The sequence below is a fragment of the Glutamicibacter sp. MOO4 genome (assembly GCF_056934395.1).
Genome location: NZ_CM167800.1, coordinates 3,226,521 through 3,243,914, shown reverse-complemented (window position 1 = coordinate 3,243,914; position 17,394 = coordinate 3,226,521). Strand labels below are relative to the sequence as shown.

General features: G+C 57.0%; 15 protein-coding genes. 8 read left to right on the top strand and 7 right to left on the bottom strand.

Features of this window, described 5'->3' with window-relative positions:
• Positions 1-63: 63 nt before the first annotated feature.
• Positions 64-717, bottom strand: a complete 654-nt coding sequence (locus AC1Z3F_RS15190) for a Pr6Pr family membrane protein (RefSeq protein WP_131090603.1) — start codon at positions 715-717, stop codon at positions 64-66.
• Between the two features lie 432 nt (positions 718-1,149).
• Here AC1Z3F_RS15190 and AC1Z3F_RS15185 point away from each other — a divergent pair, with 432 nt between their 5' ends.
• Together AC1Z3F_RS15185 and AC1Z3F_RS15180 are read left to right on the top strand one after the other, a co-directional pair.
• Positions 1,150-2,169 carry a hypothetical protein gene (locus tag AC1Z3F_RS15185; protein ID WP_131090604.1) on the top strand — a complete coding sequence of 340 codons (1,020 nt, stop codon included), beginning with the start codon at positions 1,150-1,152 and terminating at the stop codon, positions 2,167-2,169.
• A gap of 505 nt (positions 2,170-2,674) precedes the next feature.
• Entirely contained in the window at positions 2,675-3,472 is a 798-nt protein-coding gene (locus AC1Z3F_RS15180; protein ID WP_131090605.1) for a MerR family transcriptional regulator, read from the top strand.
• On the opposite strand, the gene AC1Z3F_RS15175 is transcribed toward AC1Z3F_RS15180, so the two are convergent.
• Positions 3,469-4,704 carry an ROK family transcriptional regulator gene (locus tag AC1Z3F_RS15175; RefSeq protein ID WP_131090606.1) on the bottom strand — a complete coding sequence of 412 codons (1,236 nt, stop codon included), beginning with the start codon at positions 4,702-4,704 and terminating at the stop codon, positions 3,469-3,471. The genes AC1Z3F_RS15180 and AC1Z3F_RS15175 overlap by 4 nt on opposite strands.
• A 132-nt stretch (positions 4,705-4,836) precedes the next feature.
• Between AC1Z3F_RS15175 and xylA the strand changes: the two genes are divergently transcribed.
• From xylA to AC1Z3F_RS15160, 3 genes are read left to right on the top strand one after another with little or no spacing between them, the layout of a single operon-like run.
• A complete protein-coding gene (gene xylA / locus AC1Z3F_RS15170; RefSeq protein WP_131090607.1) occupies positions 4,837-6,024 on the top strand; it encodes a xylose isomerase in 1,188 nt (395 codons plus the stop codon).
• 38 nt (positions 6,025-6,062) lie between these two features.
• The gene (gene xylB / locus AC1Z3F_RS15165; RefSeq protein ID WP_131090608.1) at positions 6,063-7,490 is read left to right on the top strand and encodes a xylulokinase; all 1,428 of its coding nucleotides are present in this window, start codon (positions 6,063-6,065) and stop codon (positions 7,488-7,490) included.
• 9 nt (positions 7,491-7,499) lie between these two features.
• A complete protein-coding gene (locus AC1Z3F_RS15160; protein ID WP_131090609.1) occupies positions 7,500-8,768 on the top strand; it encodes an FAD-binding protein in 1,269 nt (422 codons plus the stop codon).
• An 84-nt stretch (positions 8,769-8,852) separates the two neighbouring features.
• On the opposite strand, the gene AC1Z3F_RS15155 is transcribed toward AC1Z3F_RS15160, so the two are convergent.
• Both AC1Z3F_RS15155 and AC1Z3F_RS15150 read right to left on the bottom strand, forming a co-directional pair.
• Positions 8,853-9,416: a hypothetical protein gene (locus tag AC1Z3F_RS15155; RefSeq protein WP_131090610.1), complete on the bottom strand. Its 564-nt coding sequence runs from the start codon at positions 9,414-9,416 to the stop codon at positions 8,853-8,855.
• A 54-nt stretch (positions 9,417-9,470) separates the two neighbouring features.
• Positions 9,471-10,346 carry a LysR family transcriptional regulator gene (locus tag AC1Z3F_RS15150; protein ID WP_061952770.1) on the bottom strand — a complete coding sequence of 292 codons (876 nt, stop codon included), beginning with the start codon at positions 10,344-10,346 and terminating at the stop codon, positions 9,471-9,473.
• Between the two features lie 116 nt (positions 10,347-10,462).
• Between AC1Z3F_RS15150 and AC1Z3F_RS15145 the strand changes: the two genes are divergently transcribed.
• From AC1Z3F_RS15145 to AC1Z3F_RS15135, 3 genes are all read left to right on the top strand, one after another.
• Positions 10,463-11,629, top strand: coding sequence for an FAD-dependent oxidoreductase (locus tag AC1Z3F_RS15145; RefSeq protein WP_061952768.1), 1,167 nt, complete (start codon positions 10,463-10,465; stop codon positions 11,627-11,629).
• Between the two features lie 33 nt (positions 11,630-11,662).
• Complete coding sequence (locus tag AC1Z3F_RS15140; RefSeq protein WP_483566182.1) at positions 11,663-12,901, top strand: allantoate amidohydrolase; 1,239 nt, start codon at positions 11,663-11,665, stop codon at positions 12,899-12,901.
• 551 nt (positions 12,902-13,452) lie between these two features.
• Positions 13,453-13,956 carry a hypothetical protein gene (locus AC1Z3F_RS15135; protein WP_131090611.1) on the top strand — a complete coding sequence of 168 codons (504 nt, stop codon included), beginning with the start codon at positions 13,453-13,455 and terminating at the stop codon, positions 13,954-13,956.
• 437 nt (positions 13,957-14,393) lie between these two features.
• On the opposite strand, the gene AC1Z3F_RS15130 is transcribed toward AC1Z3F_RS15135, so the two are convergent.
• The 3 genes from AC1Z3F_RS15130 to AC1Z3F_RS15120 are packed head-to-tail and all read right to left on the bottom strand — an operon-like array spanning position 14,394 to position 17,175.
• Entirely contained in the window at positions 14,394-15,524 is a 1,131-nt protein-coding gene (locus AC1Z3F_RS15130; RefSeq protein WP_131090612.1) for a tyramine oxidase subunit B, read from the bottom strand.
• A gap of 40 nt (positions 15,525-15,564) precedes the next feature.
• Positions 15,565-15,912 (bottom strand): P-II family nitrogen regulator, encoded by a 348-nt coding sequence (locus AC1Z3F_RS15125; RefSeq protein ID WP_483566181.1) that lies wholly within the window; start codon positions 15,910-15,912, stop codon positions 15,565-15,567.
• Between the two features lie 24 nt (positions 15,913-15,936).
• Complete coding sequence (locus tag AC1Z3F_RS15120) at positions 15,937-17,175, bottom strand: ammonium transporter (RefSeq protein WP_483566180.1); 1,239 nt, start codon at positions 17,173-17,175, stop codon at positions 15,937-15,939.
• Between the last annotated feature and the right edge of the window lie 219 nt (positions 17,176-17,394).

The window sequence follows — 17,394 nt, the reverse complement described above, 5'->3', positions numbered from 1 at the left end:
ACTAAAACCCGAAGGTTCGCTGCAAGAGTTAGGGGCTCTTACGACCAAAGTTTACCGAAACGATTAGTGAATCTCGAGTTGTACGTCACGGTGTCGCCCGCGACGTCCATAGGCGAGCACAAGAAACGCGATTCCAGCGAAGAGCACAGCAATGCAAAAGACATACAAGGCAACCGTTGCGTAGCCCTGCTCTGGGCTCAGGAATGGGTAGGGAACCCAGCCATCGGTGGCTCCACGAACTAGAACTACCCCGGTCCAGAGCAACGGGTACACCAGTAACAGTGGCACTACCGCGTAGGACAAAAATCTACGGTCCCGCGCCAAGAGCCAATCGGCAATGACCACCAGTGGACCGATAATATGCATCACCCAATTCGCCCAGGGCAGCGGCACCCCGCCCGCAGCACCTAAGGGTGCCAACAAGGTGAGGTAAATCAGACCGACCACCACCATGCACACACTTGCTAAAGCACGCAGGCCCACAACCCAGCGAGGTACCGAAGCACCCTTGGCTAGGCCTATTCCCCCGGCAATAAGTCCGACCACCACGACCACAAGATTCGACTGGATAGTGAAGTACCCAAAGAAGTTCATCGGCAATACCGGTCCTCGTGACGCGGTGTCCACATAGGTGGCTACGATGGCACTTAGAGTGATAAGCGCCCAGAGCATTCGGACTAGGTTCACATAGCGCAATGAGTTTTGAGCGGTCTTCACTCTCGAAGACTATAACTAGCAGCTACCGCTTCCAAAGATTTAAGCGTAGCGACTTGAAGATTCGTCAGTTCGTGTGTCCACAAAGTGACGAGACAGGACATACATAGTAATGAGATCCGCTGTCTTCGAAGCTATGAGTTTCAGTTTCTACGATGTACCGAGATTTCACGCTACCCGTATTCAGCAGTGGACCGCCACGAAACTTCGAGGTTAGCGGTTTAGAGTTCAGATATTTTGCTTATGACCAGCCCCGCCTCAGGGTCAGGGTCAAGGAAATTAGCCAGAACGCCGGATGTAATAAATAATAATATACCTATAACTACTAGTATGATGATTATCAATGAAATGATGAAAAACTTCTTATCCTGTGCTTTCATATGTTAATTCATACCATCTATCCGGTCCACCTTCCATTCCGTTCTCGGAGATGCTTTGTCCCAAAATATCCGTGCTAAATTTTTCGCCCTGTCTATAGTTGGCGCGCTTGTCTGCGCGCCAACCGTCGTCTTCGCACAGCCCCAAGAGCCAGTTTCTAAAAGCACCACCGCGGCACTTGAAAACCTCGCTGCTGTTTCAGATGACACTTCACATGACGTTTTAGGAACCTCCGCAGACATTGCAGCTTCTAAAGCCTCCAACGTGTTTGATCTTCATGTCGCTGAAACTGCAATCGTTGTTCCAAGAGAGCCTGGGAAGCCCATAAGAATTGGCACTGGTTCAGAGAGCATCGAAATCCTTCGCCCCTCTGAAAATCAAGCATCAGCTATGGCCCTAGCCCCTGGTGTGATTTCGAATGAAGGCGCAGACTTCTCCACCGTCACATCTGTCAAAGATAGCGGCGACGTTCAAATCGCTACTGTCATCAACGATCCAAGATCTACTGAGCGTTTTGAATACCACTTAGACCTTCCCGATGATGCCACAATGCGCGAAGTAGAGGGTGGTGTACTGATTGAATCTAAAAATGGAGACCTGATAGGCGGGTTTGCTCCTCCTTGGGCTAAGGATGCTAACGGATTAGAAGTTCATACGCGCTACGAGATTGAAGGAAACGCCATAGTTCAAGTCGTTGACCATCATTCTGTTGAGAATCTCACGTATCCAGTAGTTGCGGATCCTGCCTACTCAAAAGGGATTATCAAACAGGTCAAGTGGGAACGATGGAAAAACGGTGGATGGGAGATCAGGTTGACAGTTACTGCGCTCGCGCGTTGGTACCAACCTTTCAACCCAAGCTACGTTTACAAAATGGGTCTAGACGATCTACGTCAACATCATCCTCGTTCCATGGCAAAAGCTACGATGGCGCAACAATGGAACTGTCATGTTGTGGGGCTTGCAGGAACGATAAATATCGACTTAGAAAGTAAGCGTAAAAGCTGGCCTGGTTGGCGCAAGGGGATAGCTACCAGTGTCATCAAGGGAAACGCTGCTAAGGCATGCAACTGGTAATTTCACCAGGCTGGCTCTAGATAGATTTTCATCAAAAGTAAGCATCTGGCTGATCGGGTAGATGCTTACTTTTTACCCACGGAACTCTTTGATATCGAGTTCTTGATACCTTTGCTGAATCTTCACGCGATTTTCAAGGCTCTTTGTAGGGCTTTTGATGAAACTAATTATCCACAGCAACGCTATGTGACGCTGCTAGCAACGTCATGACCTCGGCAAACATTCCATCCAGTTCGAAGCCAAGAGCCCCAAGCGATCCTTGTGTCACGTAGTAACCCGTCAGCAGAAACACACAGCATGAATCGTCATCGCAGTACGATCTATGCGCCTTAATGATGCAAACCTCACTTCTCCGAAGTTTTCATTTGCCATACCAAGTTGGCTTCCTCGGGTTTCAACGATGTGCGACTGAGTACACGTCACTAAGTCGAGCTTAAACATGGATATCAATGACATTCTCGCGCAGACTTGACTCTGACACAGTGTGAGGGCGGAGAACTGAAGAATGTTATCCATCGGGATGTTTGCGCAGATTGGTCAGGTCACCCACCGCATGTTGCGGCATTGGGATACGTCCGGTCTGCTCACCCCTGCCCATGTGGACCCGTTCAGCGGTTATCGTTCCTATGATCCGTCCCAGCTACAGCGCTTGCATCAGATTGTTGCTCTGCGCGATTTGGGATTTGGGCTCGAAGAGATCTCTTTAAGTCTGGCTCAGGGAGCAACTGCTGGAAAGATCTCCGAACTTTTGCTCATTCGTCAGGCGCAAGTAGAGACTGAACACCAGCTAGCCATGCAGCGCCTACGTGAAGTGCAACGACGTCTACAACTGATCTCCAAGGAGAAGCTCATGTCACGCATTGAAATCATTCACAAGCCATTGCCCGCAGTGCGTTTGGCGGCCGGCCGCTTCACCGTGGCCGAGCAACCTGAAATCGCCGGCCGCATCGGCCCACTCTTCGACAAGATCGCGCAGTCCATTCAGGGCCAAAGCCTTGCCACACCCGTTGCGCAGTACAACGGTACCGAGGATGGCGTAGAGGTCATTGCCGGGTATGCCACTAGCGCCCAGAGCCTGGCCGGTGTCGAGATCATCGAGCTTCCCGCCGTGCCTGAAGCAATTTGCGGAGTGCACCTTGGCTCAATGGACACTATTCATGAAAGCTGGCAGGCCGTTCATGAGGAAGTCTTGACCCGAGGTTTGGTGCCGACCGGCCCGTGCCGCGAAGTCTACGTGCGCGCTGTATCCGAAGACCAAGCAGATTGGGTGACCGAACTTCAGCAGCCCGTCGGCACTCCCTAATCCACCAGCTGGTAAGGAGCTTCCAATAAGTCCCCCACCACGCTGCGCGCGGCTCCAACCAGCGCACCTGTTTGGCCCAACGTCGAGCACAGCAACCGCGCTTGACCGGCGATGCTCGGCGCGTGCACTTGGAGGCTAGCTTCCATTGCAGGACGCATCCATTGTTCTAGTGCGGCGAAGTGACCACCAAAGACGACGGTGGAAACGTTGTAGAGTCGCAGGGCCGAGGCCACCGCGATCCCCAAGGATTTTCCGGCCTCGGATACCGCGCTCAACGCTGGCTCTTCGCCAGCCTCCAGCGCTTGGTAGAGCTGGCTGATTCGCTCTTGACGCGGCGCGCTGTCGACGCCCGCGCCGAGGTTGGCGGCGGCCAAAATGGCTTCCTGCCCGGCAACGGTTTCCAAGCAACCGCGTCCGCCGCAGCTGCAGGTTTTGCCATCGGGTGCGATCACCACATGGCCGAGTTCGCCGGCGTGGCCCTGGGGTCCGACAAAAAGTTCAGCGTCGATGATCAATCCGCCACCAATGCCCACTTCCCCGGAGACAAAGAGGAAGTCGTTCTCTTGGGCATCCATCAATTGCTGTTGGGCCAGTGCTGAGGCGTTGGCTTCGTTAAAGAGCCGGAAGCGGGTTTTGGGTTCGGGCAGCAATGCTGCCACGTCGAGTTCCTGCTGAACCCAGCCAAGGTTTGGTGCCTGCAGGACGGTGAAATGTTCTTCGTTGACCAAACCGGGAACGGCTAATCCTCCGCCGAGGATCATCAGACCCTGGGCCTGGGCAGCAGCTTGGAGCCTCTGGCTCAACTCTCCGAGCGCAGCAAGTACTTCGCTTGCTGTTGAGCTGTGATTAGCGCGGGGCAGTACTTCGTGAGCCAGCAGTTTGCCACTGAGGTCCACCAGACCGGCGGCAATGTAGTCAACGTTAATTTCCATGCCAAGCACGCAGCGCGCGGGGTTCAGGACCAGACCTACCGAGGGTCGGCCACGCTCCCCGTCGCGGTGCACGCCAATTTCGGTGACCAACCCGGCAGCCAGTAGGTCGGTGACCAGGCTGGAAACCGAGGCCTTGGTGAGTTGGCTGAGTTGCGCGATATCGGCGCGGGATAACCGCTCGTCCTCCCCTGCAGCTGCGATCACCGACAAGACCCTAGCTAGGTTGGCTTTGCGCACATCTGCAACGTTGCCCGGCGCACCAGAAGTGGTAGCTCGGGCAGTAGTCGCTGGTTGGCGCATGCCTTCTCCTAAAGAATTTTTTGGGTGAATCGTTCATTGCTCGCTATTGACTCTAGCGCATGAGCGACCATATAGTTCAGGACATAAACTAAATGGTGAAAGCCAACCCTCTCGATCCAAGGATGTATCACGATGAGCGTTACCCCGACCCCTGAAGACCACTTCACCTTTGGCCTCTGGACCGTGGGATGGACCGGCGCCGACCCATTCGGTGTCGCCACCCGCAAGAACCTGGACCCGGTAGAAGCCGTGCACAAGCTCGCTGAATTCGGCGCCTACGGCATCACCTTCCACGACAATGACTTGATTCCTTTTGACGCCACCGAGGCTGAACGCGAAAAGATCCTGTCTGACTTCCGCGCAGCCCTGGAAGAAACCGGCTTGAAGGTCCCGATGGTGACCACCAACCTGTTCAGCCACCCGGTATTCAAGGACGGCGGCTTCACCTCCAACGACCGCTCGATCCGCCGTTTCGCACTGGCCAAGGTCCTGCATAACATCGATCTTGCCGCCGAGATGGGCGCCGAAACCTTCGTCATGTGGGGCGGGCGCGAAGGCAGCGAATACGACGGCTCCAAGGACTTGGCCGCAGCACTGAACCGCATGCGCGAAGGCGTGGACACGGCAGCTGGCTACATCAAGGACAAGGGCTACAACCTGCGCATCGCACTGGAGCCAAAGCCGAACGAACCACGCGGCGACATCTTCCTGCCAACCGTCGGCCACGGCCTGGCGTTCATCGAGCAGCTGGAACACGGCGACATCGTCGGCCTGAACCCGGAAACCGGCCACGAGCAGATGGCTGGCCTGAACTTCACCCACGGCATCGCCCAGGCGCTGTGGGCCGAAAAGCTGTTCCACATTGACCTCAACGGCCAGCGCGGCATCAAATACGACCAGGACCTGGTCTTCGGCCACGGCGATCTGACCAGCGCATTCTTCACCGTTGACCTGCTGGAGAACGGCTTCCCCAACGGCGGGCCAAAGTACACCGGCCCACGCCACTTCGACTACAAGCCATCGCGCACCGACGGCTACGACGGCGTGTGGGACTCAGCCAAGGCCAATATGTCCATGTACCTGCTGCTCAAGGAACGCGCCCTGGCCTTCCGCGCGGATCCAGAAGTACAGGAAGCCATGAAGACCTCGGGTGTCTTCGAACTGGGCGAAACCACCCTGAACGCCGGAGAAAGCGCAGCGGATCTGATGAGCGATTCGGCGAGCTTCGCAGGCTTTGACGCCGATGCTGCCGCGCAGCGCAACTTCGCCTTCATCCGCCTGAACCAGCTGGCCATCGAGCACCTGCTCGGCTCGCGCTAAACCCCGCCAGAACCCACCGTAGAAAGCAGCCACACTCAATGACGCTTGTAGCCGGCATCGACTCCTCCACCCAGTCCTGCAAGGTTGTCATCCGCGACGCTGACACCGGAGCGTTGATCCGCTCCGGACGCGCCAGCCACCCGGAAGGCACCGAAGTGGACCCGGAGTTCTGGTTCGCCGCCCTGCAAGAAGCCATCGCCCAGGCCGGCGGCCTGGACGATGTGGCTGCGATCTCGGTGGGCGGGCAACAGCACGGCATGGTCGTGCTGGATGCCACCGGTGCGGTGATCCGCCCTGCGCTGCTGTGGAACGATACCCGCAGCGCGCAGGCGGCCCGCGACATCATCACCGAGGCCGGCGACGGTGACAGCGAGGCTGGCGCCGCCTACTGGGCGCAGCGTACCGGCACCCTTCCGGTCTCCTCGATCACCCTGGCCAAACTACGTTGGCTCAAGGACCATGAACCGGACAACGCGGCCAAGGTCGCCGCGGTCTGTCTGCCCCACGACTGGCTGTCCTGGCGTCTTGCCGGTTATGGCCCGGGCAGCGGTGTCGAAGGCTTGGCCGCTCTAGGCACCGACCGCTCCGATGCCTCGGGCACCGGGTACTACCGGGCTGCCGAAAAATCCTATGACCTCAAAGCCTTGGAGCAGCATCTGGGGCACGCCCCGATTTTGCCTGCGGTGGCGGGACCGCTGGAATCCATCGGCCGCACCGCCACCGGCGCGCTGATCGGTCCCGGCGCGGGTGATAACGCCGCCGCCGGACTGGGGGTTGGCGCCACCGTTGGTGATGTAGTGATGTCCCTGGGCACTTCCGGCACGGTCTTCGCGGTTGCCGATGCCCCATCTGCAGACACCAGCGGGCTGGTGGCCGGGTTTGCCGATGCCACCGGAAACTACCTCCCACTGGTGTGCACGCTAAACGCCACCCGAATTTTTGATGCCACCGCCAACCTGTTGCAGGTGAGCCTGACAGAGCTCAATGACCTCGCCCTGTCAGCCAACCCGGGCTCCAATGGCCTGACCCTGCTCCCTTACTTCGACGGCGAGCGCACCCCGAACCTGCCAGATGCCACGGGTTCGCTGCACGGAATCACCCGTGCGAATTACACTGCACCCAACTTGGCTCGCAGCGCGGTGGAAGCAATCATCTGCTCGCTAGCCGATGGGCTGCGCGCGCTTGAGGCCCAAGGGGTTCAAGCCCAGCGCATCATCTTGGTGGGCGGCGGAGCGCAGTCCACAGCGGTGCAGCAGATTGCAGCCCAGGTGCTGGGCCTGCCGATTATCATTCCGGCCCCTGGCGAGTATGTGGCTGATGGCGCGGCACGGCAAGCTGCCGGTGTGCTGGCCGGAGCATTCCCGCAGTGGACCCAGGACTCCACCGAAGTCCCTGCGACAGAAGCAACACCGCATGTTTTGGAACGCTACCGTTCGCTGGTTTCCAGCCAGTGGCTAGAGAAGTAAGGATCTGCCGTGGAGCTAGAGACCAAGGAACTCAACTGGGCTGGAAACCTTGAGTACCGGGCCAGCGAACTGCTGTACCCCACCAGCATTGAGCAACTGCAGGAACAGGTTCGCGCCGCCAGCAAGGTGCGCGTGCTCGGTTCCCGCCATTCATTTAATGACATTGCCGATACCAGCGAAACCATGATCTCACTGGCCAAGATGCCCCAAGTCATTGATATCGATGCGCAGGCCATGAACGTGCGCGTCAGTGGCGGAATCACCTATGGCGCGCTGGCCGATGCGCTGCACGCCGCCGGTTTTGCGCTACACAATCTGGCTTCCCTGCCGCATATTTCGGTGGCCGGCGCGGTATCCACTGGCACCCATGGCTCGGGCGAAGCCCACGGCAACCTGGCAACCGCAGTCAGCGCAGTCGAGCTCGTGCTGGCCGATGGCTCGCAGCTCTCGGTCAATCGAAACGATCCGGAATTCAACGGCTATGTAGTGTCCCTTGGTGCGCTAGGCGTGATCACTCATCTGACCTTGGATATCGTTCCGAGCTTTGATGTGCAACAGACCGTGTATGAGCAGCTGTCCTGGGACAAAGTTCTGGACAACTTTGATGGAATCCAGGCTTCCGCCTACAGCGTCAGCCTGTTCACCGATTGGAGCGGGGACTTGGTGGGCCAAACATGGCTCAAGCGTCGTGTTGGTGATGCCCTTCTCGATGATATTGATCAGGGAAAATTTGGCGGTCTGGCGGCGATCGCTCCGATGCACCCATTGCCCGGAGCCGATGGCGCGATCTGCAGCGAACAGCTCGGGGTGGCCGGGCCTTGGTCCGATCGGCTCTCCCATTTCCGCATGGACTTCATGCCCAGTGCCGGTGATGAGTTGCAGACCGAATATTTGGTTCCGCGTGAATACGCTGTTCAAGCCATTACCGCGATGCGCGAGCTGTCCTCGGTGATCACCCCGTTATTGCTGGTGGCTGAGGTGCGGACCATTGCCGCCGATGAGTTGTGGCTCAGCGGCAACTACGGCCGCGACGGTATTGCCCTGCACTTTACGTGGAAGCCGCAGCAGCAGGAAGTGGAGACAATCCTGCCGCACGTCGAATCAGCTCTCGCGCCTTTTGCGGCTCGTCCGCATTGGGGCAAGCTCTTTGCAGCAACGTCAACCGATCTGCAGAAGCTGTACCCGAAGTTCAATGACTTTATCGAGTTGGCTCAGCGCTTGGATTCTGCGGGCAAATTCCGCAACGAATTCCTGAATCGCAATCTCTTTGGTGCTTAGGTTCTAGGGCAATGGAGCACACCCAATTTGTGTCGATCGGTCTAGTTGCCAACTTGAAGGAACTATCGCCTAGTGGATATCCGGCTATCGGAATAATCTCCAAAAAGATTTCTTCGGTTTTTTCGGACTCTCGGGCCACTGCTCGCGATAAATCTTAAGCGTCTCAAGGTCGTCGAGTGGCACTAGCGCGAACCACTCGACGGCATCAAGGCGCTCGTATTTCTTGAGGGTGCGAAGTTTCTCTTCGGGAATGTTGCGCGAGTGCTCCCAAAACATCCCGACATACTTTTCTTCATGAACGTTGGTCGACCCTGAGAATCCTATACCTTGCCACACTAGGTAATTGCGGCACCAGAATGTCTCTTCGGCCTGACTCCGATGAACGACTCTGCTCCACTCAGTAAATCCGGCAAGCGGACCAAGTTGAGACCGCCAGGTTAGTTGCCACTCCGGCCCGGGCCGTTCCTCGATGGAGGAGAGCACGAGCATGCCATGGTCATACTCACCAGATGGCAGCTTTGCTGACCCACATTCATAGAGCTTTCCGCCAAACCTGGCAAATGCCCCCGTGAGTGGGATGCCTCCGGGCAGAAAACGTGAAAAAGCAGGAGGATTCTCCACTGATGGTTCAGATTCAAGACCAGACATATTCAGCATGCTATCGAAAACTCGTAGCCCACCCCATTCGCGCCACGTACTTACTCAGCCTTCGCGGTCAGCCTCAAGCAAGCACTTCTGAAAAGCCTGTGCCGCAGGATTCGGAGTACCCGTACCCGCATAGAGCCGCGTCTTTGGCTCACCGACCAACGGGTGGAACGAGACTTCAGGCATCTGGAAGCGCGACACCGATGCAGGCAGGATTGAGACTCCCAGCCCGGCAGCGACCAGCCCAAGAATGGTCTCCTGATGAATGGCTCGCTCGACAATTCGAGGCGGCGTACGACCATCGAATAATGAATGCACCAGCGAGTAGAAACCACTCATGTACTTGTAGGGGAAAAGGACAAAGTCTTCATCGGCGAGATCCTCTGCCTTGATCTGCTCATTGGCACCCAAACGATGGCCCGCCGGAAGCGCCACCACCAGTGGCTCCGAATGGATCTCCTGCAATTCGACGCCGGGCACTCTTGTTGGGTCACGCAGAATTCCGAGATCAAGACTATTTTCTAGCAGCTTTTCAATCTGCTCGTCGGTAGTGAGCGGGTGCAGCACCAGCTCAACATTGGGCCGCAGTTCGCGGAACCTGCGCAGCGCCGAAGGCATGGTGGCATAACTGGCAGAGCTGACAAATCCGACATTGAGCCGTCCGCGCAGCCCCAGTCCTGCCTCGGTCAGTTCTTGATTGGCTTTATCCAGATCCGCCAGCAATGGCTTGATGCGGTCCAGATACATCCGCCCCGCGGGCGTGAGAATCACGCTGCGAGTGGTGCGGTCAAAGAGCTGCACGCCCAGCTCTTGTTCCAGCTTTTTCACCGCGACGGTCAGCGGTGGTTGAGACATGCGAAGTTCTTCGGCTGCGCGGCCAAAGTGCAAATGTTCTGCAACAACGAGGAAGTAGTGGAGGTGGCGGAGTTCCATGCACTCAATTTTTGCACAAAACTAATAATGTCTAGGAAAAATGTATTGGACGCCCTAATAATATTCGTGGGTTACTAGAGGTAGAACAACAAAGATGCCCAGATCAGGAGCAAGCCATGAGCACCTCGTCCCAGTCGCCCTCTGCAGAATACGTTGTCATCGGAGCAGGCCTCGCCGGCTCCTCGGCAGCATGGAGGTTGGCTCAGCGAGGCCATGAAGTTGCCCTGCTGGAGCGCAAAGTGCCCGCCGCTGACGATGCCAGTTCGCACGGCTCAGCACGCATCTTCCGTTATGGCTACCCCAACCAGCTCTACACGGACCTTGTTGTTCAAGCGCGCAAAGCCTGGGATGAGCTCGAAGAGGCCAGCGGCAGCCAGCTGATCAACCCCTGCGGTTCAGCGGACTACGGACCCCTGCGCAATCCACGTATGCTCGCCGGGATTCTCGCCAACGCCGGGGTGGAACATGAATTGCTCTCCGCTGCCGAGGCCCGCAACCGTTTCAACGGAATCAATTTTGATACCGAAGTCCTTTGGCACCCAGGTGCCGGAGTGCTGGACGCCGAACGCTCGGTTCAGGCAATGGTGGCTCAAGCCAAGGCTTATGGCGCCCAGGTGGAAACCCAGTGGCCAGTCGCTTCCGTCGAGGCAACAACTAACGGATACAAACTCACGTCCGCAGATGGACGCACCTACTTGGCATCCAAAATCATCGTGGCCGCAGGCGGCTGGTTGCCAGAATTGCTGGGAAATCTCCCTCTGCCATCAGGCTTTGTACGCAGCGTTCCCAAGATGGTTGTATATCAAGAGAATGCCTTCCACTTCCCTTACCGCGACCAGGATCCCGAAGCACGCCAAGCATGGCCAACCTACATCCACAAGGACCCTGCTTTTAAGTCCTATGGCCTGCCCGGCGGACGTGACGCCAACTTCCGCGGACAAAAGGTTGCCGAATATATGGCCGGACGCCAGCTGGATACTGCCAGCCAGCAAAACGGCCAGATTGATCCAGCCAACCGCGAACGCGTGATCGAGTACGTCAAAAAGTACCTTCCCGGACTGGAACCAACGCCCTACGCCGAAACCACCTGCATTTTCAGCGCAACCCCCACTGAGGATTTCATCGTGGATGAAGTTGACGGCATCACCATCTTCTCGCCCTGCTCGGGGCATGGAGCCAAGTTCGGCCCGCTGCTCGGCGAGCTTGCCGCGGACTTGGCGACCGGGGTGCGGGAAACCCCTGAGCTTTTCCGCCTCGCATCCCACGCCAAAGCCATGGTCTAGAAGTCCCAGCAGCAAGCTATTTTGGAGAATCCCTTGTTCAACATCCCGCTACACCTTCCCACTGCGACGGTCGCCGAGGTCATGGCTGGCATCGCCGGCACCGGGCAAGACCCATTGCGCGGAGGCTATTCCCGCCCGGTGTATTCCAGTGCTGAAATCGACCTGCGCACGTGGTTCATTGAACAAGCCACCAGACGGCAGCTAAGCGTTGAGGAAGACGGAAACGGCGCGCTCTGGGCCTGGTGGGATCTGCCCACAGGAATCCGCACCAATGCAGTTGTCACCGGCAGCCACCTCGACTCGGTCCCGGGTGGCGGACCCTTTGACGGGCCGCTTGGCGTAGCCAGCGCGCTGATTGCCTTTGATCTGATGCAGGTAAAGAATCTGGCGCGCACCCGTGCCATGGCCATCGTGGTGTTCCCGGAAGAGGAAGGCTCCCGCTTTGGTGTGGCTTGCTTGGGCTCGCGTCTGCTCACCGGAGCCATTGACCGAAACAAGGCGTTGAATCTGAGGGATCCTGACGGCAATAGTTTTGCCGACATAGCATCCAGCAATGGGCTAGATCCACGTTTCATCGGCCCAGACCGCCGCCTCTTGGGACAGATTGGTGTCTTTGTCGAGTTGCATGTGGAACAGGGACTCGGGCTGGCGGATCTGGATCACCCGGTGGCCATCGGCGGATCCATCCTCGGCCACGGACGTTGGAAGTTGAGCATGCGAGGACAAGGTAACCACGCAGGAACCACGCTGATGTCTGACCGCAAGGATCCGATGGTGGCTGCAGCCCGCAGCATTGCCGCGGTGCAGCAGATTGCCCGCACACGGGATAAAGCGCGAGCTACAGTGGGCCGGCTGCAACCGGTTCCTGGCGGAACTAATGTCATTGCCTCGCGGGTGGACTACTGGCTGGACGTGCGCCATCCAGATGATGCGGTTACGGCCGGTGTTGTCCAAGAGATTCACGAGTCGGCGCAGGTTATTGCAGCTGAAGAGGGCTGCAGCCTCGATTTCTCCCAAGAATCATTGAGTCCAACGGTAAGTTTTGATGCAAAGCTTTCGGGGCAGCTTGGACTGGCGCTGCCCAACACTCCGGTACTCGATACCGGTGCGGGGCATGATGCTGGTGTACTCGCCGGACACGTACCGAGTGCCATGATTTTTGTTCGCAACCCCAACGGCATCTCCCACTCCCCTGAAGAATATGTAGAAGACGCTGACGCGGAACTTGGCGCGGCAGCTTTGGCCGATGCCTTAGCATCGTTGCTTCAGTAGCCGGGGTTGGATCTCTTCACCTGAATTCGGGCAGATTTTGCCCGAAGCCAAGCTGCCGTGCGCAAATTCCGGACCCGACTTCAAAATCGCAGAGGGTGGATGCCACCGGTGGCCATTGCCGTGGTCTGAGAAGAACTGTCCGAATTACTGGAATAGCAACTGGGAATCCCCGATCTCTGTATTCCCGCTTTCCGTGGTGTGTGGGAATACAGAACTAAGTGATTCCCATTCCTGCAGGAGACCCCATGGCACATCCGCCCGGGCAATAGGAGTTCGCGCAAACTTGAGTCAGAGTGACGTTACACGGGTACGGGATACCGGACGCCTGTACGAACGATAGAAACGCCGTTCTTGCGTGGCACTACGCATCGGTCGTGCCACGATCCACTTGATTAGTGCGCCGACTGTCCCGTAGAGCGTTCGACTTACGGGAATGGAGCAATAGCACGCGAAGTGGATCTGCCGGGTAGTCTTTTCCGTCGCTTTACCGTCCCCAAGGGGTGGCAATTATGAGGATGCGCCTTACTGGTCTGCGTCGGTATGATCGCGGTATGAATTCTTCACAGGAGTCCGCGCCGTCAACGGTGCGCCTGTTTCCGGATTATGCAAACACGGTGCTTTGGTTTAACGAACCAATCGAGTACGACACTGCCAAGCTGTCCGGTACTTTGACACACGAACTCTCGCAGTGGGAACAGTCGTACTATGACGGATTGAACCATGACTATGAGTGGAAATCCGCAGGTGTGGCTCGCAGATTCGCTGCAGAGGGTGAACGATTAGCGCAACGTGTGGCTGATGAACTTGGCGATAAATTCGAAATCGAATTAGTCACGTCCTTGGAAGGCTCACCAAAACGCAAATTTCAAGGGAGGGGACCAGCCCTCAACCCTGAAGCTGCCGCAGTGTTCGATTCCTTGGCCGTTGAGGTTAAAGATTTTGAAGAGGAAGTATCGCGTGCAAGGGAAGCTACCCGTCGGGGAGAAAGCACTGGATGGTATGCCTATGCACCGCTTTCAAATACCGTTTTCAGACCGAAGCAACATAACGATTGATAATCCGGTGCCTGACCTTTACGCATTATCTCTCTAGTCGACGTTGGGCGATTCCCCTGCGGACGGAGCGGTGTAACGCGGAGGAAAATAGGCAGAACTTCTGAGAGCTTCGGAAACCGATAGCACCGCAGGGTTGAGATAGATTCATGTCTTGCTAGGCCGGCGGCAGTACGAAAGCGAGCAGGTGTTTTGCCTCCCAAACGTATGAGTTCATCACACCGGTAATAGAACTCCCCTAGATACTCGACGTCGAGACTGAGCGAGCTGGACGCGAGGTGGATCGACCCGCCGGGGTCCGTCGGGCAAACTGCAGCGACCACGGCATCCCTTCCACGGCAGATAAATTCTGTCCCGGATATGGCAGATCCCCGAGAAGCGGCCACACTCCGCTTTTCGGGGATCTACGTTTATCAAGGTCCGACTACGGACCTAAATCTTTAGGCGAGGACCGGAGTCTCCCACAAGTTCAGCACCTGGCCGATGTTTTTCTCCTCGGCCGACTGGTACAAATCGGTAGCCCAGGCGACGTCTTCAATCGGCATGCCACCGACCGAGTAAAGGATGATTTCCTCATCATTGCGGCGAGCTGGAATTTTGCCGGTGGCAACGTCTGCAATCTCTTCAAGCTTTGATTCTGGCAGCTTGCCATCACGCATCAAATCGTGGAAGTGAGTACCTGGAATGCCCAGCAGCTGATAGGCCTGAGTTCCATATTCCTCAGCCCATGCGTCATACAGACCACGGGCGTCCAGGATCAGACGGGCATCGTTGATGATGAAGTCATCATCAAATCGTGCAGCCGCTGGTAGCAACAGGAGCGCGCCAGGCTTGATGGCCTCAGTTGGGAAGTAAGGGAAGGCATCAGAACCCTTAATGTCGGTGCTGGTGGTCGCCATGATGACGTCCGCGTCCTTGATGGCTTCTTCAATGGTTTCAGCGGCCACAATCGAGGTCACCTGAGGGAAGTTTTCACGGATGTACTGAGCGAAGGACTCCACGCCAGCAGCCGAGCGGCCCTTGACGGTCACGGTGTGAATGCTCGGGCGCAGCGACAGGGTCGCGTCAATGACGGACTTGGCAATCACGCCGGGACCAACCACGGCGGCGACCTTGGCGTCCTGCTTGGCCAGGTGCTTCACTCCCACACCCGGAACCGCTCCGGTGCGGTAGGCGCTGAGCAGGTTTGCGCTCATCACGGCCATCGGCGCACCGGTATCGGTGTCGTTCAGAGTGAATAGGTGAATGGACCGTGGCTGACCCTTGGCACGGTTTTCAGTGTTTGAGCCGTACCACTTCACGCCGGTAGTTCCGAAACGTCCGCCGAGGTAAGCCGGCATAGCCATGAAGCGGCGGTCCGGGCCATCACTTGGCATACCTTCGTGGACTGGGTTCTGCGGGAAGGTGATCATGGCGCCGTGCGAGTTGCCGTTTTCTCCGGCCATCCGGTAGTCCCCGTTGCGAAGCAGGATCAACGCTTCTTCCATCACGTCGGTGCAACGAGCGATATCGGTGACACCTGCGGCGATCATGTCCTGCTCGCTGAGGTAGCGGAAGTTGATAGTAGTCATTCGGGAGCTCCCTTGCTGGAATTTTCTAGAGGTTCAAAAGTTAAATGGCTGCTTCGCCGGTTTCACCGGTACGCACGCGGATGATCTGTTCCAAAGAGGTGACCCAGACCTTTCCGTCACCGATTTCGCCGTCCTGCCCGGTTTTGGCGGTGCTGACGATAATCTCCAGCGCGCGTTCAAGGTCAGGATCTGAGACCAGTAATTCAAGGCGGATCTTGTTCCGGAACATCACGGAGAATTCTTGTCCTCGGTAGTACTCGGTGCGCCCACCTTGGGCACCACGGCCTTGGACTTCAGTGGCGGTCACTCCGGAGAAGCCGGCCTTTTCCAATTCGGAACAAATGGATTCAAGCCGGATGGGCTTGATCACTGCGGTGATAAGTTTCATGGCAGAGCCTTTCTTTGCAGGTGGCTAAAGCTGACGGCTGTCGTAGGCGGATTCAGCATGGATGGAGTTATCCAAACCAGCTTCCTCTTCGGCCTCGCTGACGCGGATTGGCGAAATCTTATTCATCACCCAAGCGATGGCGAAGGTCATGACGAAGCTGTAAACCAACGTGGAAGCAATGGCGATAAGCTCGTGGCCCAGCTCGCTGAAGTGGCCGCCGAAGAAGATCCCTGCCATTTCTCCGGGTGCTTTGGGGTTAGCGAAGAAGGTTGCAAACAGCGAACCGGTGATACCGGCAATGCCGTGCACCGCAAAGACATCCAATGAGTCATCAATCTGGTGACGTCGTTTCCAGGTAATGGCCCACGCGGCAGCTGCTGCGGCGAGGAAACCCACCATGATGGCACCAATTGGTCCCACAGCGTCGGCCACCGGGGTGATGCCGACCATTCCGGCAATGGCGCCGGTACCCAAACCCAGCATGGTGGCATGCCCATCACGAACACGTTCAATCGTGATGAACCCCAGCATGCCACCACACAGGGCCAGCAAAGTGGTGAGAATGACGTACTGAGCCATGAAGTTCGCTCCGCCGGCGGTGCCGCCGTTGAACCCCATCCAGCCAGTAGCGATCAAACCCACGCCGATCAACATGAGCGGCAAGTTATGTGGTCGTCCCGGGCTCATTTTGCGCTTGCCCAAAACCACAGCCAGGGCCAGACCTGCGGCACCAGCGTTCATGTGCACCGCGGTGCCACCAGCAAAATCGTGGAAGCCCAGCTTGTTGCGCATCCATCCACCGACGGCCCCAGTTTCTGGGTTATCCAGCGCAAAGACCCAGTGTCCTAGCGGGCAGTAGACCAAGATGACCCACAAGGCCACGAAGACCAGCCAGGCGCCGAACTTCATTCTCCCGGCGGCGCCGGAAGCGACCAGTGCTACGGAGATCGCGGCGAAGAGGATGTAGAACGCGCCCCAGAAGGTGCCGCCAGCCTCGTCGTCGGTCATGAAGTCGGAGAAGAAGGTGTACTCGAAAGGATTCCCGATGATTCCTGCGCCCCCGAGCGAATCACCTAGAACCAGGCCATGGCCGATGACCACGTAGACAACGCCGGTCACTGCCAATGCGCTGAGCACCATCAGCATCATGTTCAGGACATTGCGTCCGTTGAGCATGCCACCGTAGAGCATTGCCAGTCCTGGGAACATCAGCAGGACCATGGCGAATGCCGCCAGGAGCCAAGCCATGTCAGCGGCTTCCATGATGGGCGCCCCTTTCGAAGTTTGTGTTTGCGAGCAACTTCAAACTATCGAGGCCAGGTTCCGCTTCGCTTTCGAATCCGTTTCTAATAAGCAACACAATGTTTCGTTTCACGGATCAAATATCAAGGGTGTGAATTCTTTGTAAAAGCGTGGTCATCTACTGACTTCTTTTTGGTCGCAGGCCACGTCAAAGATATTCTGAATGGCAATTATTAGGCT